Consider the following 24570-nt stretch of genomic DNA (forward strand, 5'->3'; position numbering starts at 1 on the left):
GAGCCGATGTAATGCCAGCGTCGTATCGGGGCAGCGTGTCATAAAAAATTCACGCGCCGGTGTTTAACTGAGCGCTGTTCCAGATTATATTTCATCCAGTCATCTAGACGTATAGATAACAAGTGCATGCCATTTCGCCTTTTCTATTCGTTATCCCCAACACGTCTGCTCTCACTGGAAACCCCTACCTATGTCTGCATCGACTCAATCTTCTACGACCACTCCGCCGCCCGACGCGGCTGCCAGCCGCGCCGCCTGGATGCGGGTTCTGGCGCTGGCTGAGCCTGCCGCGTTGGACCAGGCTGTCAAAACACTGGGGCCCTTGCCCCCGCATCGCCCATTACGGGCGCCGGAGCGCGGCATGGCGATGGTTCGTGCGCGCAGCGGCGGTACCGGCGCGCAGTTCAATCTGGGTGAAATGAGCGTCACGCGCTGTGCGGTCACGCTCGAGGGCGGCATCATGGGCGTGGCGTATGTCCAGGGGCGGGAACGTCAACATGCCGAGCAGGCAGCGGTGCTGGATGCCCTGCTGCAGCGGGATGATTGGCACGATCGCATTCAGTCGCAGGTGATTGCGCCGTTGGCGCAGGCGCATCATGAACGCGCGCAGCATCGCGCGCGTGTTGCCGCTCAAACGCAAGTGGAGTTCTTCACGATGGTGCGGGGGGAAGACTGACATGTTGACGATACCGAATCCTGTACCGAGCGCGCCGCCCGCCGCCGGCTTTGCCGATGCGGTGATGCAGTCGCAGCAGACGTTCCGCGCGGCCCTGCAGGCTCTGGCTCATCCTGGCAGCATTCACGAGATTGCCGTCGAATGCGGTGTGCCGCCTGGGCTATCGCTGGGGATGACGGCCATGTTGCTGGCGTTGACCGACGTGGACACTCCGGTATGGCTGCCTGCCGACACAGACGAATCCGTACGCCACTATTTACGGTTTCATTGCGGATGCCCGCTGGTGAACGAGCCGATGCAGGCGCGTTTTGTCGTGGTGCCTGAGGGTCACAGGGCCCCAAGCCTGGCGCAATGTGATCCCGGCGATCCCGCCTATCCCGATACGTCTACGACATTGCTGCTCGAGGTCGAATCGCTGACCCAAGACGCGGGTACGGCCTCGGTCGTATTGAGCGGGCCCGGGATTGCGACTCAGCAAACGCTGTCGGTGACTGGCCTGCCGGCGGATTTCTGGACGCAGTGGCGGGCCAATCATCAGTTGTTCCCCTTGGGGGTGGACGCATTCTTGATTCAGGGCAGCCTGCTGTGTGGCCTGCCTCGTACTGTAATGGCGGAGGGCTGACATGTACGTCGCTGTCAAGGGAGGCGAACGCGCCATCCTGAATTCCTATCGCATGCTCGATGCCTATCGGCGAGGCGACACCAGCATTCCCGAATTGAGCCTGGCGCAGATTCGCGAGCAGATGCCGTTGGCCGTGTCGCGCGTGATGGCCGAGGGCGCACTTTACGATCCGCACTTGGCCGCACTGGCGATCAAGCAGGCCGCCGGCGATGTGCTCGAGGCCGTCTTCCTGCTCAGAGCCTATCGCACTACGTTGCCGCGCTTTGGCTATACGCAACCGGCAGATACCGCACGGATGCGTTTATCGCGGCGCATATCGTCCACGTTCAAGGATGTGCCGGGCGGGCAGATTCTCGGGCCTACTTACGACTACACCCAACGTTTGCTGGATTTTTCGTTGGAGGCCGACGGCGACGAGGCGCGTGATGAACCCTTGCTTCCCGCCGAACAGCCTGTCGCGGCCTCCATGCCGCGCGTGACGGATCTGCTGCAGCACGACGATCTGATTGATCAAGAGCCTATTCCGCCCGGCGACCCGGCACCGTTCGATTTGACACGCCAGCCGTTGAGCTTTCCCGCCGGCCGCGATGCGCGTTTGCAGAATCTGGCTCGCGCGGATGAGGGGTTCCTGTTGTCGATGGGGTATTCGACGCAACGTGGCTACGGCAATACGCATCCCTTTGCTGCCGAGATCCGCTACGGGTCGCTGGAAGTCGACATGTTCATCGAAGAGCTGGGATTCGCGGTAGCGATAGGCGAGATCGAATTGACCGAATGCCAGATGGTCAGCCAGTTCAGCGGCAATGCTCATGAGGCGCCCAAGTTCACCCGCGGCTATGGATTGACCTTTGGTTACGGCGAACGCAAAGCGATGTCGATGGCCCTGGTCGATCGCGCGCTCAAAGCCGAGGAACTCGGCGAGGCCGCTACGGCGCCTGCCAACGATCACGAGTTTGTGCTGTATCACAGCGATAACGTCGAGGCGTCGGGTTTCGTTCAACACTTGAAATTGCCGCATTACGTGGATTTTCAAGCCAATCTCGAATTGCTGCGCCACATGCGCGACGAGCAAGCCGTGGCGCAGGCTGCCGAGATGTCCCATGTCCTGGCCGATGAGGCGGTTTCATCATGAACGCAGTCAACACCACGGTCGCCCGCGACGACCATTACAACTTCGCGTATCTGGACGAATCCACCAAGCGCATGCTGCGCCGGGCCTTGCTCAAGGCAGTCGCCATTCCGGGTTATCAGGTGCCGTTCGGCAGCCGCGAGATGCCGTTGCCGTATGGCTGGGGCACGGGCGGTATCCAAGTGACGGCGGCGATCATCGGTACGGATGATGTGTTGAAAGTCATTGACCAGGGCTCTGACGACACGACCAACGCGATCAACATCCGCCGATTCTTTGGCCGCGTGACAGGCGTGCGTACAACTGAGTCCACGCGCGAGGCCACCATCGTGCAGACGCGCCACCGTATTCCCGAGACACCGTTGAGCGAGGGGCAGATCATGGTGTATCAAGTGCCGATCCCCGAGCCTTTGCGTTGGCTGGAGCCCAGCGAAACCGAGACACGCACCATGCACGCGTTGGCGGAGTATGGCGGTATGCATGTGAAGCTATACGAAGACATCGCGCAGCATGGGCATATCGCGACGACGTACGACTATCCCGTGATCGTCAACGGCCGCTACATGATGCGTCCTTCGCCGATTCCGAAATTCGATAATCCCAAACTCGACAACAATCCGGCCTTGATGCTGTTCGGTGCGGGCCGCGAGAAACGCGTTTATGCGGTGCCGCCTTATACCCGCGTGAAAAGCCTGGATTTTGAGGATCATCCCTTTCGTGTCGAGCAATGGGATCAATGTTGTGATCTCTGCGGTTCGACGCACACCTATCTGGATGAAATCATTCTGGATGATCAGGGCACGCGGCGCTTCGTTTGCTCGGACACTGAATATTGTGCCGACCGTCAGGCCAACGGCCACACGGGACCGGCTTTTACGGCAGACGCGGAGACCTCGGTATGAATCCCCAACCTTTGCTTTCCGTACGCGACATGACATGTACCTGGGATGGCGTGCACGGTTGCCGCGATATCAGTTTTGACCTGCACCCCGGTGAGGTGCTGTGCGTGGTGGGAGAGTCGGGCTCGGGCAAGAGCACCTTGCTGCAAGCCGTGTCGTGGCAGATGCAGCCCGAATCCGGCAGTGTCTGGTACGACATGCGCAATCGCGGTTTCGTAGACCTGGCGTCTCTGTCTGCCGCGCATTTGCGATTGCTCGCGCGCACGGACTGGGGGTTTGTACGTCAAAACGCCCGTGATGGTTTACGCATGCAGGTCAGTGCAGGCGCCAATATTGCCGAACGCCTGATGGCAGTGGGCGAACGTCACTACGGCGACCTGCGCAGCACGGCAGGCGCCTGGCTTGAAAAAATGGAAATCGATGCGAGCCGGTTGGACGATGCGCCTGCCGCTTTCTCGGGCGGGATGCAGCAGCGCCTGCAGATTGCCCGCAACCTGGTTACGTATCCGCGCATGGTCTTTATGGACGAGCCGACGGCGTCGCTGGATGTTTCGGTGCAGGCGCGATTGCTGGATTTGCTGCGTCAACTCGTTGCCGACCTGAAGCTCGCGGCGATTGTCGTGACGCATGATCTGGCCGTGGCGCGTCTGCTCGCGCATCGCACGCTGGTCATGCGGGGCGGCCGTGTCGTCGAAAGCGGCCTGACCGACCAGATTCTGGATGATCCCCAGCACCCGTATACGCAGTTGCTGGTGTCCTCCATTTTGCAGAGCTGATTCACTATGAACACATCACATGTACCGTCGTCTGCATCAGCGGCAGCGCAATTGGAGTCGAATGCCTCAGCTGCAACCTTGGCGGGCAATGCCGAGGCCATTGAACAGGGCGGGCAGACACAATCAAATTCGCCAGACACGGCCTTGGTCCAGGTGCGCGGGCTGGGAAAAATGTTCACCCTGCATAACCAGGGAGGCGTGCGCCTGCCGGTCCTGCAAAACGTCGATTTCGATGCCGGCCCCGGCGACTGCCTGGTGTTGTCCGGCCCATCCGGCACGGGAAAAAGCACGTTGCTGCGTTGCCTCTATGGCAATTATTTGGCCACCGAGGGCAGCATTCGTATGCGCGATGGCGAACGCTGGGTCGAATTGACTCGTGCACCCGAGCAGCAGATCCTGCGGCTGCGACGCGACGTCATTGGTTATGTCAGCCAGTTCTTGCGCGTGATTCCGCGGGTGTCCACATTGGATGTCGTGGCTGAGCCCTTGCGCGAGCGAGGTCAGGATGCCGAGGCGGCGCGTGAGCAGGCGGCAGCGTTGCTGCACCGTTTGAACGTGCCGCAGCGGTTATGGGGCCTGCCTCCCGCAACCTTTTCCGGCGGAGAGCAGCAACGCGTGAATATCGCACGCGGTTTTATCGGCGGCCATCCGGTATTGCTGCTCGACGAGCCTACGGCATCGCTGGATGCGGATAACCGTGCCGTCGTTGTCGCGCTGATCCGCGAAGCGGTTGCCGCGGGCCGGTGTCTCATTGGCATCTTTCACGACGAAGCGGTACGCGACGAAGTCGCCACGCGTATTTTGCCCATTCAGCCGGCCGTGCCTGCCGGCGCCTCGGAGTAATCCATGTCAGCCCAGTATCTCACCCATGCCCGCATCGTGTTGCCGGACACCGTACTGACCGACAGCGCCATTTTGATCCAAGACGGTGTCATCGCCGCCATCGAGCCCCAGGGGGTGCGCGATGCCGAGATGGTCGATTTGCAAGGCCAGACCTTGCTGCCGGGTCTGATCGACGTGCATTGCGATGCCATCGAGAAAGAAGCCGAGCCGCGCTCGCGTGTGTTGTTTCCGCTGGACTTTGCGGTGGCGCAGGTGGACCGGCGTAACGCGGCGGCGGGCATCACCACTCCTTACCATGCGCTGTCGTTTTCCAATAGCGAATGGGGTGTGCGCAATAACGAGACGGCGTCCAGGCTGGCTCGCGCCGTGCAGGCATTCCGTTCGCACAGCCTGGTGGATAACCGGGTGCACTGCCGCTACGAGATCACCGACGCAGCAGCGATGCCCGTATTGCAGGCGCTGCTGGAGGAGGGCGCTGTCGATCTGCTGTCCGTGATGGACCATTCGCCGGGCCAGGGCCAGTTCAAAACCCTGGAAGCCTATCTGCAATACATGATGGGCAACCACGCAATGAGCCGCGACGAGGCCGAAGAGGTGGCGCGCGCCAAATTGCAGGCGCGCGACGGCGCTGCGCAGCGTGTGGAGACCCTGCTGGCACACGCGCATCGTCTCGGTGTCCCCACAGCCAGCCATGACGATGATTCGGTGCAGCGTATTGCGACCATGCGCAATCTGGGCGTGTCGATGAGCGAGTTCCCGATTAATCTGGATACTGCCACGGCGGCTGTTTCTTGCGGCCTGCCCACGATTTTGGGGGCGCCCAACATCTTGCGCGGCCAAAGCCAGAGCGGATCCATGCGCGCTATTGACGCGGTGCGGGCGGGCGTAGCCGGGTGTTTGTGCTCCGATTACCAGCCGTCGACCTTGATCGCCGCCGCCTTTGCCGTGGCTGCGCAGACTGATCTGACCTTGCCCCAGGCCATTGCCCTGGTGACTGCCAATCCGGCAGACGCTTGCAAACTGAGCGACCGCGGCCGCTTGGTCGAGGGCCTGCGCGCGGATATGGTGGCGGTGACGCTGCTGGGCGACTTACCGATGGTGACACATGCCTGGTCTGCCGGGCGGCTGGTGTTCTCGTCGCATTATCGAGTCACCTCGCCCCGGCACGAGCGGGAAGCGGTCGCCGCCTGAGGAAATCACGCCTAATCGGCAACAAATTGAAAGGTTTGGGGCGGTCTGACACCTCCCGTGACACGCGTCACACAGTGCTTGCCATAATCCCAGCTAAAATCCCGGTATTCAGCAAGGCTCCAACCTATCATTCATCACTCAGGAGGACCACCTCATGGCCCTAGTCTCCATGCGCCAGCTGCTCGACCACGCTGCTGAGCACGGTTACGGCATTCCCGCTTTTAACGTCAATAACCTGGAACAAGTCCAGGCCATCATGGAAGCCGCTGCCGAAACCGACAGCCCGGTGATCATGCAGGCCTCGGCTGGCGCGCGGAAATACGCGGGCGAGGGCTTCCTGAAATACCTGATCCAGGCTGCGGTCGAGTCGTACCCCCATATCCCTGTGGTCATGCACCAGGATCACGGCCAATCCCCCAAGATCTGCCAAGGCGCCATCGACCTGGGATTTTCCAGCGTCATGATGGACGGCTCCCTGAAAGAAGACGGCAAGACCATCGCTGACTACGACTACAACGTCAACGTCACCAAAACCGTCGTCGACGCCGCGCACAAGCTGGGCGTGACCGTCGAAGGCGAACTGGGCTGCCTGGGCTCGCTCGAAACCATGATGGGCGACAAGGAAGACGGTCACGGCGCCGAGGGCACCATGACCCGCGACCAATTGTTGACCGATCCCGAGCAAGCCGCCGACTTCGTGCGCAAGACCCAGCTGGACGCCCTGGCGATCGCCATCGGTACCAGCCACGGCGCGTACAAGTTCACCCGCAAGCCCACCGGCGACATCCTGTCGATCTCCCGCATCAAGGAAATCCACGCCCGCCTGCCGAACACCCACCTGGTGATGCACGGCAGCTCCAGCGTGCCGCAAGACCTGTTGGCCGAAATCCGCGAATTCGGCGGCGACATGAAGGAAACCTACGGCGTGCCCGTCGAGGAAATCCAGGAAGCCATCAAGTACGGCGTGCGCAAGATCAACATCGACACCGACATCCGTCTGGCCATGACCGGCGCGATCCGTCGCTTCTTTGCTGAAAACCCCAGCAAATTCGACCCGCGCGAATACCTGAAGCCGGCCCGTGCCGCTGCCAAGTCGATCTGCGTCCAGCGCTACACCGAATTCGGCACCGCCGGTAACGCGAGCAAGATCAAGCCCATCCCCTTGACCGAGATCGCCCAGCAGTACGCCTCGGGCAAGCTGACGCAAGTCGTACAATAAGGCCTGTTTCTTATTGTCTGTTGCAGACGCCGCCCACCGGGGCGGCGTCTGCATTTGCAGTAATCTATGCTTCTTTTGCGATAGGCCGATCCGTGACTTCCGCTCTGCACCAATCCAGCATCAAATCTCTGCCGCTACTGGGTCGCGGCAAGGTCCGCGACATGTACGCCGTGGGTGACGACAAACTGTTGATCGTCGCGTCCGACCGCATTTCCGCGTTCGATGTCATTCTCGACGACCCCATTCCCGGCAAAGGCCAGGTCCTGACCGAGCTGACGGAGTTTTGGCTGAGCAAGCTCGCGCACATTCTGCCGAACCATTCCACGGGCGTGAAACCCGAGGACGTGGTTGCCCCTGACGAACTGGACCAGGTGCGTGGCCGCGCCGTCGTCGTCAAGCGCCTGAAACCCATCCTGGTCGAGGCCGTAGCGCGCGGCTATTTGATCGGATCGGGCTGGAAAGACTACCAAGCTACCGGCTCTGTGTGCGGGATCAAGCTGCCAGCAGGCCTGAACCAGGCCAGCAAGCTGCCCGAGCCGATTTTCACGCCCGCGGCCAAAGCCGAGTTCGGCACGCACGACGAAAACGTCGATTTCTCCCATGTGGTGAACGAAGTCGGCCAGGAAATGGCCGAGCGTATTCGTGACGTGACCCTGCGTTTGTACGCCGAGGCGTCCGCTTTTGCCGCGACCAAGGGCATCATCATTGCCGACACCAAATTCGAATTCGGCTTGGACGACGACGGCCAGCTGTACCTGATGGACGAGGTCTTGACGCCCGATTCGTCGCGTTTCTGGCCCGCCGACGGCTATCGCGAGGGCATCAGCCCCCCGTCGTTCGACAAGCAATTCGTGCGCGACTGGCTGGAAACCCAGACCTGGGACAAAACCCCGCCGGCCCCGCGCCTGCCCCAAGAAGTCCTGGAAAAAACCGCCGCGAAATACTGCGAGGCGCTGGATCGCCTGATGGTGTAATGTCGGCCGCCTGTGGCGCTGCTATAGCGCCACAGGGCAGGGTTATCGCTGAATACGAGGCTCTGTTTTTGGCGGTTTGATACCCCTCTGTAGCGTTGAACAGTGAGGCTTGGCATGGTACCCCGCCTTGACGAGAGCTTAGGCTCTCGTGCGCTCAGTTCGTGCTGCGGCCCGTAGTACGCGCTGCTGCGGGCTTGCCTGCGGCCAAGTGATCGATGACCACGGGGGGACGGTTCGGAAACTTTGCGACGAGTTCGAGCTTGCCGCCCATGCCTTCTATATAACGCCGCAGCGTTGAGAGCAGCATGTCGCTGCGCTGTTCAAGCCGAGAAATCGTGTCTTGTCCGACATTCAGGGCTTTAGCCAGGTCAATCTGAGTCTTTTCAACGGCCTGGCGCAGGTCTTTGAGGGAGGCAAGTTCCTGGGCACGTTGCTCGATCTTGGCGCGCCGTTGGGCAGGCAGAGACGCCATCACATCATCAAGTTTTTTGGTCATGTTTGCGCTCCTTTTCCTTTTGCGCCGCGAGCGTTGCCAAGTGTTCATCTAAACGCTCGTCGGCAACTGCTATTAGCCGTTTGTAAAACCGTTTCTGGTCCACACCGCCTTTGTCACCGCTCACTAGCAAGATGGCCCGCCGCTTGGGGTCAAAGGCGAAGGCAACGCGCCAGACACCACTCTCCCACCCAAACCGTAGTTCCTTCAGATTCGCATGCTTGGAGCCTTTCAGGCTATCGACAGTAGGTCTGCCTAGATTTGGTCCAAATTCGCTCAATAATTTGGCATGGGCTAACAATTCGTCCTGCAAACTTTCGGGCAGCTCTTGAAGCTCGGCATCGAAAGCATCATGAAAAAGTACAGTCCAGTTCATTTTTCATATGAGTTATTATGGTTTAAAATCCATATGTATTCAAGGCCATATTTTTGCTATCAATTACGGTGTGCATATCGACTGCCTTGGATTTCGTGAGGCTGAATCCTACTTCGACTGATTATCGGAGTTGAGCTTGTGTCAGTATTTGGACAAATGTCAGACCAAGCGCTGTTCGATCTTGCGAAGACAGTGAGAGGCGGAAACTGGCGACTCCAGCGTTGCCTGTTCAAACCGATGCATGACGGCATGCGTGTTGGCGTCGATTTGACGTTACCGCCTAGGGCTCCAGGCTGCCCTGGGCAGTCCGCAGGCAAAGGCCGGGTAAAATACCCGGTTTCCCGCTCGTCGCGCCCTGGCGCGGCGCCTTCTTGCCTTGCGATCTAGCTATGACGACGACTTCTTCTGCCTCTGCGCCGGCTACCCCTGTGGTGGGCGTGATCATGGGTTCTTCCAGTGATTGGGACATCATGAAAAACGCCGTAGACATGCTGGAGGCATTTTGCGTGCCGTATGAGGCGCGCGTCATCTCGGCGCATCGCATGCCGCAGGACATGGCGGAATATGGCGCGGCGGCGCGTTCCCGCGGCCTGCGCGGCATTATTGCCGGGGCAGGGGGCGCTGCCCATCTGCCTGGCATGATGGCTGCGCTGACCGAGGTTCCCGTGTTCGGCGTCCCTGTCCCATCGCGCTACTTGCGCGGCGAGGATTCCCTCTTGTCCATCGTGCAAATGCCCAAGGGCGTGCCGGTCGCGACCTTTGCCATTGGCGAGGCCGGCGCCGCGAACGCCGCCTTGCACGTGATCGCCACCTTGGCCACGACCGACGACGCCTTGCACCGCCAACTGACGGCATTCCGTGCCCGCCAGACCGAGGCGGCACGCAACATGATCGTTCCCCCGCAGCCCTGAACTTGCCAAGAGCCCGCGTGGCGGGCCGCTCATGCGTATGACTTCCTCTACTGATTCTTTCACGATTGCACCTGGCGGCTGGCTGGGTATGCTGGGCGGCGGCCAATTGGGCCGGATGTTCTGCCACGCTGCACAAAGCCTGGGTTACCGGGTCGTCGTACTGGACCCAGACGCCGAGGGTCCTGCTGCCGTGGTGGCAGATCGTCATATTCGAGCGGCCTATGACGACGCGGACGGTTTGGCCGAACTGGCTCGCAGCTGCCGTGCAGTGACGACCGAGTTCGAAAACGTGCCTGCAGACAGCCTGCGCGCATTGGCTGCAGCGCAATGCCGCGTCAGTCCCACAGGCGATGCCGTGGCCATTGTGCAGGATCGCATTGCCGAAAAAACCTTCATCGCCTCGCAGGGCATTCCTGTCGCGCCGCATGCTGCGATCCGCACACAACAGGATTTGCTTGATGCGCCCGATATGCTGTTTCCGGGCATCCTGAAAGTCGCCCGCTTGGGTTACGACGGCAAAGGCCAGGCACGCGTGGCCTCGCGTGCCGAGGCTCAGGCCGCTTTTGCCGAGTTCGACGGTGTGCCGTGTGTACTTGAAGCATTGATGCCGCTGGACTACGAAATTTCCGTCGTTCTGGCGCGCGGTTTTGACGGCGCGGATGTCGTATTCCCGGTCGCGCGTAATCTGCATCGCGATGGGATTCTGGCCGTATCGACAGTGGCGGCTACGGATAGCGATCCCGCACATGCTCAACGGCAAGCCAAGGCTACCGAGGCTGCGCGTGCCATCGCGCAGGGGCTCGGTTATCACGGCGTGTTGTGCGTCGAGTTTTTCGTATTGACCGACGGCAGTCTGATCGTCAACGAAATCGCACCGCGTCCGCACAACAGCGGCCACTACACCATCGATGCGTGTGTCAGCAGCCAATTCGAACAGCAAGCTCGCGTCATGGCGGGTTTGCCCCTGGGCAGCACTGCCTTGCTGGCGCCCGCTGTCATGTTGAATATCCTGGGCGATATCTGGTTCGAGCCTGGCGCGACGACGCCCCGTGAGCCCAACTGGTCGGCTGCGCTGGCCGTGCCATCCGCCAAACTGCATCTGTACGGCAAACACGAAGCCCGCCGGGGCCGCAAAATGGGTCACGTGACCGTAGTCGCCGCGACCCTGGATCAAGCGCGTGCCGATGCCGCGCGCGTTGCCGCTGCGCTGGGCATGGCTGCGCCCGAATAACATCATGTCGACGCGATCGTCTTTTTCGTCCGAGGTGCCTGCTGGTGCCAATGTCGGCCGCGGTGCGGGCAGCGGTAGTTCTGTCGACGAGGTATCGATTTCGCGCGCAGCAGATCGGCTGTTGGCGGGCGAACTGGTCGCGTTCCCCACGGAAACGGTTTATGGCTTGGGCGCCGACGCGGAAAATCCCCATGCCGTCGCACGCATTTATGCCGCGAAGGGACGTCCCTCCAATCATCCCGTGATCGTGCACGTCGCGCCTGGCGCGGATCTGCACTATTGGGCTCGCGAGATTCCCCCGCAGGCCCAACGTTTGATCGAGGCCTTTTGGCCCGGTCCGTTGACGCTGATCCTGCCGCGTGTGGCCGAGCGCGGCGAGGTCGTCAGTGGCGGGCAGGACAGCATCGGGCTGCGTTGCCCCTCGCATCCGGTCGCACAGGCCTTGCTGAGCGCTTTTGCCGCCGGCAAGCCCAATGGACAGGGTGGGGTGGCGGCGCCATCGGCCAATAAATTCGGTCAGGTGTCGCCCACGCATGCGAATCATGTGCGCAGCGAATTTCCGGCAGAGGTGGCCCAGGGCATGCCGGTCCTGGATGGTGGACCATCCGAGGTGGGTATCGAGTCTACGATTCTGGATCTGTCCCGATTGGCGCAGGGCGCAGGGCCGGTCTTGCTGCGTCCCGGGCACATTACGCCCGCGCAGATCGAGGCCGTGCTTGGCGAGCCGGTCGGCATGCCCGATGCCGCTGCGCCACGTGCGTCCGGCACGTTAAAAGCGCATTACGCCCCGCATACTCCGCTGGAACTGGTCACGCTGCAACGTCTGGCCGAGGTGGCGAATGGCCAGGCGCTACCCGCTGGCCAGGTCGCCGTTGTCGCGTTCGATACTGCCCCCCAGGCGTTGGACGATCGCATCATCTGGCATACCGTGGCCAACGATCCCGCCAGCTACGCGCAATCCCTCTACGCCATGTTGCGCGAACTCGATAGCGGCCGTTATGCCCGTATTTTGGTGCAGACGCCGCCGCAGGATGCCTCATGGCGCGCCGTCAATGATCGCATCGGCCGTGCTGCGGCAGCATTTTCGCTGGATACGACAGATCTGTCTGAAACGTGATGCTGCAGGCAGGCGGGGCGCAATCATTCGCTGATGTTTGCAACCCCTTGCCACCCCGATGACCGGCCTTCTCCGTCATCAGCTCTCCGATAGCAGCAACTGCTGCTACGCTTGCCGGCAACGCTGCACAACGACCTTCACTTTGCTCCGCGCCGACTTCAGTTCACGGTGATATGGGCTTCTTTAATGATTTTCGCGTAGCGCTCCGAATCGGTCCGCATCAGTTCCGCAAAAGCCGCTGGCGTGCTGCCAGTCGGTAAAAAGCCCGCATCCAGGAATTTCTGCGTCACGTCAGGCTCGTGGACAATCTCGCTGATCTCCTTGGCCATGCGAGCAATAATGGGTTGCGGCGTGCCGGTCGGCGCCAATAGTCCCGCCCAAGATCCCGTCACGAAACCGGGGATGCCTGCTTCTTCCATGGTGGGCACATCGGGCTCGGTGGGCCAGCGTTTTTTCCCGGTGAACGCCAGCACCTTGAGCTTGTCCTGTTTCACGTACTGCATGGGGACGAGAATCGGGTCGAACACCATGGACACGCGGCCGGCCAGCAGATCGGTCAAGATCGGCGCGCTGCCCTTGTAGGCGACATGTGTCATTTTGACCTTGGATTGCAGGGCAAAATCCGCCCCTGTCAGATGCGCGCTGGATCCCGTGCCGCTGGACGCATAGGTCAACGTGTCGGGATGGGCGCGTCCGTATTCAATCAGCTCGGCCAGTGTTTTGACCGGCAAATCCTTGCTGACAAACAGGAATAGCGGCAGGTCGGCCATGTGGACGACGGGTTCGAGCTGCTTGGGGGAAAACGTGAGCTCGTACAGATGGGTGTTGATGACGTAAGCCGGCAGAATGCTCAAAAAGGTATAGCCATCGGGCTCGGCTTTCGCGGCGATGGCAGAGCCTAGCGTACTGTTGGCGCCCGGCCGGTTCTCGATGATGATGGCCTGGCCCAGTCGCGACGAGAGTTTTTCCATCACGATGCGCGTGACGGTATCGGTAGCGCCGCCCGGGGTATACGGCACGATGACTTTGATCTGCTTGTTGGGCCAGGCATCCGCGGCCTGGACCGGATGGCTCTGCCAGGCGGTGCCGGCGAAGATCACCGAGAGCAGCGTCGTCAGGAGGGCGCGGCGCACCGGCCGTTTACTGCCGCTGCGGGAAAAATGAAATGCCATAAGCTTGTCTCCGCCAGTGAGGTTGGTCTAAGTGTTATGGATCGTGGACCCTGCACAGAGTGCCTGGAAAGTCGCGCGCGCACGACCGGGGTTTCCCCTGAGTGGCTCACACGCCCAGATAGCGCGCCAACTGTTCGGGCTGCGACGCCAGGGCGGGGCTGGCGCCCTGATACACGATACGGCCTTTTTCCATGACCAGACATCGATCGGTGTGCGCCAGTACGGCCCGGTAGTTGCGATCGACGATCAATGTCGACATGCCCGTGGCGCGAATCGCGGCAACGATCTTCCAGATTTCGGCCACAATCAGCGGCGCCAGTCCTTCTGTGGCTTCGTCCAAGATCAGCAGATCGGGGTTCGTGGTCAAGGCGCGGCCGATGGCCAGCATCTGCTGTTCTCCGCCAGACAATTGCTGGCCGCCGTGATGCAGGCGTTCGGCCAGGCGCGGAAACGTGGCGAGTACGCGGTCATAGGTCCAGTCCGTTTGTCCCCGCGTGCCGGGGCGCGCCGCGACAAGCAGGTTTTCGCGCACGCTGAGATTCGCGAACACACCGCGGCCCTCCGGCACATAAGCCAGACCTAGCCGCGCAATCGCGTGCGGCTGCGCACGGGTGCAGTCGCGGCCGGCCACCGCGAATTGCCCCTGCCGGCTGCGTACGTGCCCCATCAGGGTGCGAATGAGGGTGGTCTTGCCCATGCCGTTACGTCCAACCAGGCCGACGGATTCGCCCGCATTGATATGCAGATCGACACCGCGCAGCACGTGGCTGGCACCGTAGTAACTATGCAGGCCGCTCGCGTCGATCAGTGCGTGCATGAGCCGTCTCCCAGATAGGCGTCCTGGACTTGCGCATTGGCCCGAATCTCTGTGGGGCTACCGCTGGCGATGACGCAGCCGTTGACCATCACGGTGATACGGTCGGCGTTGCCGAATACCGCATCCATGTCGTGTTCCACGAGCAAAATCGCGTGGTCGGTCTTCAGGCTTTGCAGTAATGCGAGGATGCGTTCGGTTTCCTCTGGACCCATGCCTGCCAGCGGCTCGTCCAGCAACAGGACTTGAGGTTCGCCGGCCAGGCACATGGCGATTTCCAATTGGCGTTTGTGGCCATGCGGCAGCAGGCCTGCAGCGGTCCCGGCATGGTCGGCCAGACCTGTGCGTTGCAGCGCATGGTGGGCGAGTTCGCGGCTGCGCGCGCAGCCATCGGCTCGCCGCCACCAGTGCCAGAACCGCGGATTGCCAGCTTGCGCCGCGAGCCTGCAGTTCTCGAATGCGCTGAGCGCGGGAAAAATCGTTGAGCGCTGATAGCTGCGGCCCAGGCCTTGGCGCGCCCGCTGAGGTTGTGGCCAGGCGGTAATGTCCTCGCCATTCATCAAGACCTGGCCCGCGCTGGCTGGCAATTCGCCGGACAGAATATTGATGAGCGTGGACTTGCCTGCGCCATTGGTTCCGATCACGGCGTGTACGGTGCCACGGTGCAAATCCAACGACACCTCATTGACGGCGACCAATCCGCCAAAACGGCGCGTGATGCCGCGTGCGGCCAGCATGGTCTCAGGCATGAGGGCCTCCAGGAATGGATAGGGACTGAGCTGCAGCCGCGTTGTTCGACGTGCCTGTTGGCGAGGCGATAGCAAACGAAGAGCTTGCTGTGCGAGAGCGTGAGGCGTCAGCGCGAGGACCTGTGCCGGCACTCACCGACGAGGGGACTGTAGACGCACTGGAATGGGGGGCGGCTGAGGTGCCGGGGCGTGTTTCACGGCGCTCGCGCCACTGAGCAGGCAGCCCTGCCAGGCCATTGGGCAACAGTGCGACCAGCGCGATGATGGTCAGTCCCAAGGGCAGATGCCAATGCTTGGCATAATCGCCAAACAGCGCTTGAGATTGAAAGAGCTCTTGCAACAGGATCAGCGTCACAGTGCCTAACACTGCGCCGCCGAGGCGATGCATGCCACCCAGAATGACCATCAGCAAAACCAATCCAGACTGTTCCCAAGTCAGGAGTTCCGGGGTTACGAAGCCGTCTTTCAACGCATAGAGAAACCCCGCCAGTCCCGCCAACGTGGCGCCAATGACATAAGCCGTCAGCTTGTACGGAAAGGTGGAATAACCGGCGGCGCGCATGCGTTGTTCGTTCAAGCGGATGCCCGTGAGCGCCGCACCGAAAGGCGAGCGTCCGAGCATGGCCAGAAAGCCCCACGTCAATGCCAGACAGACGAGGACAAACAGGTAATAGACACCTGGGTTTTCGAGATCAAAAGGCATCCAGCCTGCCAATGACATCTGTGGGCGGAAATACAGATAAATCCCGTCGCTGCCGCCGCCGATATCCGTGTCGTGAAACACGTAATAGGCCATCTGCGAAAAGGCCAAGGTCACCATGATGAAATAGATCCCGCGCGTGCGCAACGCGAGAGCCCCCGTGATCAATGCATAGATCGCCGCACTGCCCAGCGCTGCCGCCAGCAGCCACAACAGTCCGCCGGCCTCCGATTCCGGCGACAACAATGCTGCGGCATATGCGCCGATGCCAAAGAATGCCGCATGGCCCAGACTGATCAATCCCGCACCGCCTACGAGCAATTGCAGGCTGAGCGCAAAGATCGCATAGATCATGATCTTGATCGCCAGTCCGATGTAGTAGTCATTACCCGACAGCGGAAAAGCAGCCAGTGCGAGCAATACCGCAATGGGGATCAGTTTGCGTGCATAGTTCATCCGTTGCCCCATGTTCAACCTTGTTTGAACAGCCCTTCGGGCTTGCACAAGAGAATGACGGCCATCAGCACGTACACCAGAATGCCGGCCGCCGATGGAAATAACACTTGGCCAAAGGTCTCGACTGTCCCGACCAGCATGGCCGCCAGAAACGCCCCGCGTATCGAGCCGATGCCGCCGATCACCACCACGACAAAGCACATGATCAACACGCTATTGCCCATGCCGGGGTAGACCGACGACACCGGGGCTGCAATCGTGCCCGCCAACGCCGCCAGCGCGACACCTGCCGCGAATACGATGCGGTACAGACGATTGATGTCGATGCCGAGCGAACCGATCATTTCCCGGTTGCTGGCGCCTGCCCGCACCATCATGCCCAGGCGCGTGCGCGTCAGGACCCAGTAAAGCAATATCGCTACGCCGATGCCGATCGCCGAGATGAACAATCGATAAACGGGATACGTGAGAATGTCGCCCAGGGGAACGCTGCCGGCGAGCCAGACGGGTACGGACACGCCATGCACATCATTGCCTACCAGCAGACTGCGGATCTCCTCGAATACCAGGATCAACCCATAGGTCATCAAGACTTGCTGCAGGTGGTCGCGCCGATATAAATAGCTGAAAAAAGCCGCCTCCAACACATAGCCCAGCACGATAGCTACTACGATGCACAGCACGAGCGTGGTGACAAAGCCGCCGCCCAGCCACCGCTCGACCAGCGGATTCAGCGCGAATGCCATATAGGCGCCGATCATGTAAAAACTGCCATGCGCCAGATTGATGATACCCATGATGCCAAAGATCAATGTCAGGCCGCTGGCAACCAGAAACAGCAGCAGACCGTGCTGCAGGGCATTGAGACACTGGATGAGAAAGGTGCTGGTATCCATGATGGCATTCGCGCCCGGTCGTCAGAGCTTGCAACCCTTCGCGGGATCGGCCAGCTGCTTGACTGCGACGTCAACGACTTTGTTTTCTTTGCCGGAGACTTCACGCAGATAGAAATCCTGCACCGGATTGCCGGCTGCTGACAGCGTGAATTTGCCGCGCGGGCTGTCTATCGTGGCGCTGCGTATGGCATCGCGGAACTTGGCCTTATCCGAGATATCGCCCTGTACGGCGGTCAAGCCGCTTTGCATGAGTTGCGCGGCATCGTAGCCCTGCACCGCGTAGACATCGGGTTGCAGGTTGTTATAGGCTTTGGCGTAGGCCGCGCGGAAAGCATTGTCGCGCGGCGTGTTCAGGCCATCGGCATAATGCAGCGTGGTGAGCAGGCCTTGTGCGGCATCGCCCTGGGCGGGCAGCGTGCCATCGGTGAGAAAGCCTGTGCCATAGAGCGGGATGGATTTCTGCAGGCCGGACGCATGGTAGTCCTGGACGAACTTTACCGCGCCGCCGCCGGCAAAAAAGGCAAACACCATGTCGGGCTTGATCGATGCGATTTCCGTCAAGAGCGATTGGAACTCCACATTGGGAAAAGGCAGCGTCAGGTCCTTGACGATCGTGCCGCCGGCTTTTTCAAAGCTCTCGCGAAATCCCGCCATTTGTTCTTCGCCGGAGGCGTATTTCCAGGTGATCGTCACCGCCTTCTTGTGGCCTTTGGCAGCTGCCACCGGACCCATGGCATACCCAGGTTGCCAGTTCGAAAACGAGGTGCGGAAAATGCCAGGGCCGCACATCGCGCCGGTGATTGCATCAGCACCGGCGTTCGTGACGATCAGGGTGGTATCGCTGCTCTTGGCCGCTTTGGCCAACGCCATGGCGACACCCGAATGCACTGTGCCGATCACCACATCGACCTGGTCTCGCTTGATCAGGCGGTTGGCGTTTTCAGATGCCTTGGCCGGATTGGACTCGTCATCGACCTTGAAATACTCCAACTCTCGCCCGCCAAGCTTGCCGCCCTGTTCGGCGACATAGAGCTTGAATCCATTTTCAATGGCGGTGCCCAGCGCGGCATAGGTGCCGCTATAGGGCAGCATGAATCCCACTTTGATCTTGTCCGCGGCCAGTACATGGCTGGTGGTCAACGCGAGTGCACTGGCAATCAGGGCACGATTGAGGGCGCGATGCATCATGGTTTGTCTCCTGGTTATTGTTGGCAGGCTCGCGAGCTCAGCCGTGCTTGTTCAGGCCGCCGATGAAATCAGCGACAGCCCTGATGACCACATCGGGTTGGTCTATATGCGGGGAATGACGGCAATCAGGGATTTTCAGTAATTGTGTCTGTGCTGCCGCTTCGCGAATACTGTGAATCTGCGCCATCGTGCCGTACTCATCGTCCTGGCCCTGTATCGCTAATAGGGGGCATTCGATCCGCGGCAAATATTCCTGAATATTCCAGGCGCGAAAGGCAGGATTCAGCCAGATATCGTTCCATCCCCAGAATGCTGAGTCTGCATCGGCGTGATAGCGCGCCAGTTTGGTAGGCAAGTCTGTGTGTAAATATGCCTGGCGCGCTTGCTCGATATGGGCGATGGTGACGTCTTCGACGAACACGTGAGGGGCTGCCACGACCAGGCCGGCGATGGCATGCGGATGCATGGCGGCATAGAGCAATGCAATCGAGCCGCCATCGCTGTGGCCAAACAAGATAGGACGATCGCGGTCGGCATCGATATGCAGCGCCTTCAATAGTGCCGGCAGGACTTCGCGTGCCTGATCGTGCATGAATGTCACGGGCCATTTTTCTGCCGGGGGGCGCGGCGTGGATTGCCCGTAGCCATAGCGTGAAAACACCAGGCCACGGCACGCGGCCGCATCGCATACGCGTTGCGGCCAGTCTTTCCACATAGCGACCGAGCCCAAGCCTTCGTGCAGAAATATCAACAACGGCGCATCCTGCCGTTTGGGTGACAGCCAGCGATATTCCAGGCGTATTGTGCGTCCTTGCACATTCAGATTCGCCCAGGCAGTCTGCGTTTCTGGTGTGTCGAGGACCTTGAGGGTGGCGGCCGTATTCATGCAATGCCCCGGGAAATCTCGCTGCTTTCCAATTGGCGCAACCGGAATCGTTGTATTTTCCCTGTCGCCGTTTTGGGCAGGTCCTCGGTGAAGTTGATTTGCCTTGGGTATTTGAACGGCGCCAGATGCTGCTTCACATATTGCTGCAGCGCCTCACCGGTATCGGCGTTGGGTTGAAAGCCCGGGCGCAGTACCACATAGGCCTTGGTTTTGATCAGGCCGTCGTGATCCGGAACGCCGATCACTGCGGCCTCCAGCACAGCTTCGTGTTGAACCAGCACGTTCTCGACTTCTACCGGCGAGACGTACTGGCCGCTGACCTTGATCATGTCGTCGCTGCGGCCCGCATAGGTGTAATAGCCATCCGCATCGCACAGATACTTGTCGCCGCTTTTCAGCCATTCTCCCTGAAAGCACTGCCGCGTTTTATCGCGGTTGTTCCAGTACATCAGCGCCGTGCTGGGCCCTTTGATATACAGATCGCCGATCGTATTGGCGGCGACGATCCGGCCGTCCTCATCGCGTAATTGCACCTCATATCCCGGTACCGGTTTGCCCGTGGTGCCATAGCGCAAACTGCCCGGCTGATTGGACAAGAAAATATGCAGCATTTCGGTCGAGCCGATACCATCCAAAATCTCGCAACCGAAATGGCGCGTAAAACGTTCGCCGATATCGCGCGGCAAGGCTTCGCCGGCAGAGGTACAGATGCGTAAGGCGACTTGTTCACGCGCCGGCAGGTCAGGGCTGGCGAGCATACTGGCGTAGAGCGTGGGCACACCGTAAAACACGGTGGGACGATGTTCGGTCAGCCGCTTGAATACTGCCTGGGGCGTGGGGCGTTCACTCATGACGACCACTGTCGCGCCGACAGCCAACGGAAAGCTCAGCCCATTGCCCAGCCCATAGGCGAAAAACAGCTTCGCTGCTGAAAACACGATATCGTCTTCACGTATGCCCAATACTGGTTTGGCATAGAGCTCTACCGTGTGCCAGAGATTGCCATGAGTATGGACCACGCCTTTTGGCTTGCCGGTCGATCCCGATGAGTACAGCCAGAAGGCAATTTCGTCGGATAGGGTGCGTACGGCAGGCGCAAGCGGCGCATCAGCCAGCCATTGCTCGAAATCCAGGCTGCCCGCCGGCAACACGCCTGTGGGACGGGATACGATGATGTGTTCGATCTCGTGCGGGCCTTTGCCTAAAGCGGTCTGCAATGTGCCCAGCAGCTCGCCCGACACCAATGCCGCGCGCGCACGGCAGTGGCTGGCAATGTAGGCATAATCCTCAGGCGTCAGCAGCGTGTTGACCGCGACCGGCACGATGCCTGCGTGTAGTGCTCCAAGAAACGCGACAGGCCAGTCCACGCTGTCATGCATCAGGAGCAGCACGCGCTCTTCGCGGCGCAATCCCAGTTGCCGCAATGCGCCCGCACATCGAGCGACACGCTCGGCCAATTCGCCATAGGTAATGCGCCGCGAGTCGTCGATATAGGCCAGTTTGGCAGCGCGGGGGGCATTCAATGCGGCCAGATGACTGGCGAAATTCAATTCGGTGGGGCAGGGGTTCATGGGGCGTCTCCGTATTTTTTATGGGCAGTTCTGACGTTGTCGCTTCGCCTGCACGGCATGTATCCAGGCCGCGCGCCGCAGATCGATCAAGCCGCCGTGAATTCAATCTCGCCATTGGGCAACAGATACAGGACGAGCGCCTGCCCATCGCTGACCGTAGGCCGATGCGCGCTACCCGGGCCATAGACCAGCCAGCCGGCACCATGTCCATCGAATTTCGCGCTGTCATCGAGCGGCATGATCAGATCGATCTCGCCTCGCGGATGGACGTGGTGCGGGCCAGCCAGGCGGTTCATGTCCACCACATCCACCGAGAACCCGTCCAGCTCCGTATCGGGCTTGATCACGCGGCCATAGCGGATGCCACCGCCTTCCCGGCTGCACATCCAGCCGTCGGCGACGCCCTGCTTACAGGCGGCAAAGACGGCCTGATAAAGCTCGCTGTCCGGGCCCATCTCCTGATTCAAGCGGGCCTGCAGCGCGTCGTCCAGCGGCAGCCCTGCAATGGGAGAGGTAATACGGCGCATCAAATCGTGGAAGGAAGCTGGCGTACTCATGCTTTGTCTCGTCCTTTACACTGTGGCGCTTCGGCTGCAGCGTATGCAATGAATTGCTTTTTTTGGCGGGCATGCGTGCCGGTTGCGAGCCGGATTAATGGAAAAATAGTGCTTCACACTAATCAAGTCAAGCACTATAGTGCATAAAACTGCAGGTATCAGGGTTTCCTCGGAGCTCAATCAATATGGTTCACCCGCTAGACAAGGAATCCTCGGAATTGCGCCGAGAGCCGTTTTTGATCGCACTGGGCGAGAGAGTGCGGCGCCTGCGCGCCATCCGAGGTATGACGCGCAAAAGCTTGTCGCAAGTCACCGGCGTATCCGAGCGCCATCTGGCAAATCTAGAGCACGGTGTCGGTAACGCGTCGATCCTGGTGTTGCTGCAAATCGCCAAGGCGTTTAATTGCGCCTTGGCAGAGTTAGTGGGCGACGTCACTACCGAGTCGCCGGATTGGTTGTTGATCCGCGAGTTGCTCAGCGGTCGTACCGAATCCGATTTGCAGCGGGCCCGCGAGGCGCTCACGCAGCTGTTCGGCGTGGGCGCCGGGGCGCAACGCCCCAATCGTTTTCAGCGTGTGGCGCTGATCGGCTTGCGTGGCGCGGGCAAATCGACGCTCGGGCCGATGCTGGCAGACGACCTGGGTTATCCGTTTGTGGAACTCAACCGCGAAATCGAGCGCGTTGCAGGTTGCGGCATTCTTGAGATTCACAATCTCTATGGCCCTAACGCGTATCGCCGCTATGAGCGGCGAGCGCTGGAGGAAGCCGTACAGCTTTATCCGGAAATGGTGCTTGCCACGCCTGGCGGTCTGGTGTCCGAGCCGGCGACTCTGAACCTATTGCTGACGCATTGCTACACCATCTGGCTGCGCGCCACCCCGGACGAACATATGTCGCGCGTCATGGCGCAGGGCGACTTCCGCCCCATGTCTGGCAACAGCGAGGCCATGGCGGATTTGAAACGCATTCTGGCGGGGCGCGAGGCCTTTTATGCCAAGGCGGACATGACCTGGATGACGAGCGGCCTGAGTTTGCAAGAAAGCTTTGGAGGGCTGCGCGCGCAGGTTCGCAAGGCTTGCGGGTTGCCCCTTTAAGGCGCGCGATGCTCGCTTCGGTGGGCGCGCCCATTACGCCGTTTTTACTGCTTGTTAGCCCCGAGACGATAAGAAAGACCGCTCGGGGTGTGCGCACCGTCTTCTGTCGAGACGACCCCGGCTAGCGTCTATCTGGATCCTCTGGTGGACCCCCAAGCTGCATTTTTGTGCATCTTTCTCTTGACGCGATTTTTTTTGTGCACTAATCTGCATTTTAATGCATCTGATGCAGTATTATTCCTATCAGGCCCCTCAGGAGACAGAACCATGAGCAGCCCCGAATCCCGCGTGGATTTTCAGACAGACCCCACCCAATACCGCCACTGGAAACTCAGTTTCGAGGGTGCGGTGGCCACTCTGGCCATGGATGTGGCCGAGGACGGCGGGCTGCGGCCAGGCTACAAGCTCAAGCTCAATTCCTATGATCTCGGGGTCGATATCGAACTGCACGACGCCTTGCAGCGCATCCGTTTCGAGCACCCCGAGGTGCGCACCGTCGTGGTCACCAGCATGAAAGACCGGATTTTCTGTTCCGGCGCCAACATCTTCATGCTGGGCTTGTCGTCTCATGCGTGGAAAGTGAATTTCTGCAAATTCACCAACGAAACTCGCAACGGTATCGAAGACTCCAGCCGGCATAGCGGCTTGAAATTCATCGCGGCGCTCAATGGCGCCTGCGCCGGGGGCGGGTATGAGTTGGCCTTGGCGTGCGACGAGATTTTCCTGGTGGATGACCGTTCCTCGGCCGTGGCCCTGCCCGAGGTCCCTTTGCTAGGCGTGCTGCCCGGCACAGGGGGGCTGACGCGCGTGACGGATAAACGCAAGGTGCGGCACGATCATGCCGACATTTTTTGCACCCTGGTCGAGGGCGTGCGCGGTCAGCGTGCAAAGGACTGGCGCCTGGTCGATCAGGTCGTCAAACCCGCGCAATTCCAGGACGCGGTACAGGCGCGTGCCCTCGAATTGGCCGCCGCTAGCGACCGTCCTGCGCAAGCGCAAGGCATCGCCCTGACACCGCTGTCGCGTAGCGAAACGGCGAGCCGATTGTCCTATCAATACGTGGACGTCGCCTACGATCGTGAAAAGCGCCTGGCCACTTGGACGATCCGCGGCCCGCAGGCGTCTGTCGAGCAGGAAATCGAGGCCATCGTAGCCGCGGGTGCTGCCTGGTGGCCGCTACAGATGGCTCGCGAGCTGGATGATGCGATTCTCAATCTGCGCACCAATGAACCCGACCTGGGTACGTGGGTGCTGAAAACCGAGGGCGATATTGCTTCGGTGCTCGCTGCCGATGCCGCCTTGCAGCAGCATGCCGACCACTGGTTCGTGCGCGAAACCGCGGGCATGCTGCGCCGTACTCTGGCGCGTCTGGACGTGACGTCGCGCTCGCTCTTTGCATTGATCGAACCGGGCTCGTGCTTTGCCGGCACCTTGTTTGAATTGGCCTTGGCCGCCGACCGCATCTACATGCTGGATGACGAGGATGCCGATGTGCCTGCCCAGATCGTTGTGGGCGAACGTAATTTCGGTGCGTATCCGCTGGTCAACGGCCAAAGCCGCTTGCAGCGCCGCTTTTACGAAGAAACCCTGCCGCTCGAGGCCGTGCGCGCAGTAGGGGGGCAGTTGTTGCCTGCCACACGTGCCTTGGAACTGGGGCTGGTGACGTTTGCGCCCGATAGCATTGATTGGGATGACGAGGTCCGTCTCGCGCTCGAGGAACGCCGCGCCTTGTCTCCCGATGCATTGACGGGGCTGGAAGCGAACCTGCGCTTTGGCGGACGTGAAACGATGGAGACCCGCATATTCGGTCGTCTCACTGCCTGGCAGAACTGGATTTTCAATCGCCCCAATGCGGCGGGAGAAAAGGGCGCGCTGAAGCTTTACGGCAAAGGCGAACAAGCCACGTTCGATTGGAACCGCGTGTAGCAGCAGCGGGCATTGGCCCGTTCATGGGATCGCGCCGATCGGCCGAATGATTGCGTGTTCACGCCAATGACAGGCGTGAGCACACAGTCAGCGTAACGGTCCGG

At 60.5% G+C, this 24570-nt stretch carries 25 protein-coding genes; 14 read left to right on the forward strand and 11 right to left on the reverse strand.

Translation table 11 applies throughout. The annotated features are described in order from the left end of the window. The first annotated feature begins 190 nt into the window (after positions 1–190). From phnG to CAL20_RS06895, 9 genes are all read left to right on the forward strand, one after another. Positions 191–676, forward strand: a complete 486-nt coding sequence (gene phnG, locus CAL20_RS06855; RefSeq protein ID WP_094821513.1) for a phosphonate C-P lyase system protein PhnG — start codon at positions 191–193, stop codon at positions 674–676. 1 nt (position 677) lies between these two features. Then, positions 678–1298 (forward strand): phosphonate C-P lyase system protein PhnH, encoded by a 621-nt coding sequence (gene phnH / locus CAL20_RS06860; RefSeq protein ID WP_094821512.1) that lies wholly within the window; start codon positions 678–680, stop codon positions 1296–1298. 1 nt (position 1299) lies between these two features. Then, on the forward strand, positions 1300–2430 hold the full coding sequence (locus CAL20_RS06865; protein WP_094821511.1) for a carbon-phosphorus lyase complex subunit PhnI: 1131 nt from the start codon (positions 1300–1302) through the stop codon (positions 2428–2430). Then, positions 2427–3329 carry an alpha-D-ribose 1-methylphosphonate 5-phosphate C-P-lyase PhnJ gene (locus CAL20_RS06870; RefSeq protein ID WP_094821510.1) on the forward strand — a complete coding sequence of 301 codons (903 nt, stop codon included), beginning with the start codon at positions 2427–2429 and terminating at the stop codon, positions 3327–3329. Before CAL20_RS06865 ends, CAL20_RS06870 begins: the two co-directional genes overlap by 4 nt. Continuing rightward, on the forward strand, positions 3326–4102 hold the full coding sequence (gene phnK, locus CAL20_RS06875; protein ID WP_094821509.1) for a phosphonate C-P lyase system protein PhnK: 777 nt from the start codon (positions 3326–3328) through the stop codon (positions 4100–4102). The genes CAL20_RS06870 and phnK overlap by 4 nt, the downstream gene beginning before the upstream one ends. A 6-nt stretch (positions 4103–4108) precedes the next feature. Then, a complete protein-coding gene (gene phnL / locus CAL20_RS06880; protein ID WP_094821508.1) occupies positions 4109–4945 on the forward strand; it encodes a phosphonate C-P lyase system protein PhnL in 837 nt (278 codons plus the stop codon). A gap of 3 nt (positions 4946–4948) precedes the next feature. Beyond that, the gene (locus CAL20_RS06885) at positions 4949–6136 is read left to right on the forward strand and encodes an alpha-D-ribose 1-methylphosphonate 5-triphosphate diphosphatase (RefSeq protein ID WP_094821507.1); all 1188 of its coding nucleotides are present in this window, start codon (positions 4949–4951) and stop codon (positions 6134–6136) included. A 154-nt stretch (positions 6137–6290) separates the two neighbouring features. Further along, the gene (gene fba, locus CAL20_RS06890; protein ID WP_094821506.1) at positions 6291–7355 is read left to right on the forward strand and encodes a class II fructose-bisphosphate aldolase; all 1065 of its coding nucleotides are present in this window, start codon (positions 6291–6293) and stop codon (positions 7353–7355) included. Positions 7356–7447: 92 nt separating this feature from the next. Beyond that, positions 7448–8329 (forward strand): phosphoribosylaminoimidazolesuccinocarboxamide synthase, encoded by an 882-nt coding sequence (locus CAL20_RS06895; protein ID WP_094837529.1) that lies wholly within the window; start codon positions 7448–7450, stop codon positions 8327–8329. A 154-nt stretch (positions 8330–8483) separates the two neighbouring features. Here CAL20_RS06895 and CAL20_RS06900 read toward each other — a convergent pair whose 3' ends face one another. Together CAL20_RS06900 and CAL20_RS06905 are read right to left on the reverse strand one after the other, a co-directional pair. Next, a complete protein-coding gene (locus CAL20_RS06900) occupies positions 8484–8825 on the reverse strand; it encodes a helix-turn-helix domain-containing protein (RefSeq protein WP_094821505.1) in 342 nt (113 codons plus the stop codon). Continuing rightward, complete coding sequence (locus CAL20_RS06905) at positions 8809–9198, reverse strand: type II toxin-antitoxin system RelE/ParE family toxin (protein ID WP_094821504.1); 390 nt, start codon at positions 9196–9198, stop codon at positions 8809–8811. Before CAL20_RS06905 ends, CAL20_RS06900 begins: the two co-directional genes overlap by 17 nt. Before the next feature lie 389 nt (positions 9199–9587). Here CAL20_RS06905 and purE point away from each other — a divergent pair, with 389 nt between their 5' ends. The 3 genes from purE to CAL20_RS06920 are packed head-to-tail and all read left to right on the forward strand — an operon-like array spanning position 9588 to position 12457. Beyond that, entirely contained in the window at positions 9588–10109 is a 522-nt protein-coding gene (gene purE / locus CAL20_RS06910; protein ID WP_176456515.1) for a 5-(carboxyamino)imidazole ribonucleotide mutase, read from the forward strand. A 37-nt stretch (positions 10110–10146) separates the two neighbouring features. Then, a complete protein-coding gene (locus tag CAL20_RS06915; protein ID WP_094837530.1) occupies positions 10147–11340 on the forward strand; it encodes a 5-(carboxyamino)imidazole ribonucleotide synthase in 1194 nt (397 codons plus the stop codon). Between the two features lie 4 nt (positions 11341–11344). Beyond that, positions 11345–12457, forward strand: coding sequence for an L-threonylcarbamoyladenylate synthase (locus CAL20_RS06920; protein WP_094837531.1), 1113 nt, complete (start codon positions 11345–11347; stop codon positions 12455–12457). A 158-nt stretch (positions 12458–12615) separates the two neighbouring features. Here CAL20_RS06920 and CAL20_RS06925 read toward each other — a convergent pair whose 3' ends face one another. The 9 genes from CAL20_RS06925 to CAL20_RS06965 form a co-directional block, all read right to left on the reverse strand. Next, on the reverse strand, positions 12616–13629 hold the full coding sequence (locus CAL20_RS06925; protein WP_094821503.1) for a Bug family tripartite tricarboxylate transporter substrate binding protein: 1014 nt from the start codon (positions 13627–13629) through the stop codon (positions 12616–12618). Positions 13630–13735: 106 nt separating this feature from the next. Further along, on the reverse strand, positions 13736–14446 hold the full coding sequence (locus CAL20_RS06930) for an ABC transporter ATP-binding protein (protein ID WP_094821502.1): 711 nt from the start codon (positions 14444–14446) through the stop codon (positions 13736–13738). Then, the gene (locus CAL20_RS06935) at positions 14434–15192 is read right to left on the reverse strand and encodes an ABC transporter ATP-binding protein (protein ID WP_094821501.1); all 759 of its coding nucleotides are present in this window, start codon (positions 15190–15192) and stop codon (positions 14434–14436) included. The genes CAL20_RS06930 and CAL20_RS06935 overlap by 13 nt, the downstream gene beginning before the upstream one ends. Continuing rightward, the gene (locus CAL20_RS06940) at positions 15185–16348 is read right to left on the reverse strand and encodes a branched-chain amino acid ABC transporter permease (protein WP_094821500.1); all 1164 of its coding nucleotides are present in this window, start codon (positions 16346–16348) and stop codon (positions 15185–15187) included. The genes CAL20_RS06935 and CAL20_RS06940 overlap by 8 nt, the downstream gene beginning before the upstream one ends. Before the next feature lie 14 nt (positions 16349–16362). Next, positions 16363–17244: a branched-chain amino acid ABC transporter permease gene (locus tag CAL20_RS06945; RefSeq protein ID WP_094821499.1), complete on the reverse strand. Its 882-nt coding sequence runs from the start codon at positions 17242–17244 to the stop codon at positions 16363–16365. 21 nt (positions 17245–17265) lie between these two features. Beyond that, the gene (locus CAL20_RS06950; protein ID WP_094822079.1) at positions 17266–18429 is read right to left on the reverse strand and encodes an ABC transporter substrate-binding protein; all 1164 of its coding nucleotides are present in this window, start codon (positions 18427–18429) and stop codon (positions 17266–17268) included. Positions 18430–18469: 40 nt separating this feature from the next. After that, positions 18470–19318, reverse strand: a complete 849-nt coding sequence (locus tag CAL20_RS06955; protein WP_094821498.1) for an alpha/beta fold hydrolase — start codon at positions 19316–19318, stop codon at positions 18470–18472. Next, complete coding sequence (locus CAL20_RS06960; RefSeq protein WP_094821497.1) at positions 19315–20889, reverse strand: benzoate-CoA ligase family protein; 1575 nt, start codon at positions 20887–20889, stop codon at positions 19315–19317. Before CAL20_RS06960 ends, CAL20_RS06955 begins: the two co-directional genes overlap by 4 nt. 86 nt (positions 20890–20975) lie before the next feature. Beyond that, positions 20976–21446, reverse strand: coding sequence for a DUF4863 family protein (locus tag CAL20_RS06965; RefSeq protein ID WP_094821496.1), 471 nt, complete (start codon positions 21444–21446; stop codon positions 20976–20978). Positions 21447–21631: 185 nt separating this feature from the next. Between CAL20_RS06965 and CAL20_RS06970 the strand changes: the two genes are divergently transcribed. Further along, entirely contained in the window at positions 21632–22540 is a 909-nt protein-coding gene (locus CAL20_RS06970; RefSeq protein ID WP_094821495.1) for a helix-turn-helix transcriptional regulator, read from the forward strand. 267 nt (positions 22541–22807) lie between these two features. Then, entirely contained in the window at positions 22808–24466 is a 1659-nt protein-coding gene (gene boxC / locus CAL20_RS06975) for a 2,3-epoxybenzoyl-CoA dihydrolase (RefSeq protein WP_094821494.1), read from the forward strand. Positions 24467–24570: the final 104 nt, after the last annotated feature.

The organism is Bordetella genomosp. 4, from assembly GCF_002261185.1.
In the GTDB taxonomy this organism is placed as follows: domain Bacteria; phylum Pseudomonadota; class Gammaproteobacteria; order Burkholderiales; family Burkholderiaceae_B; genus Bordetella_A.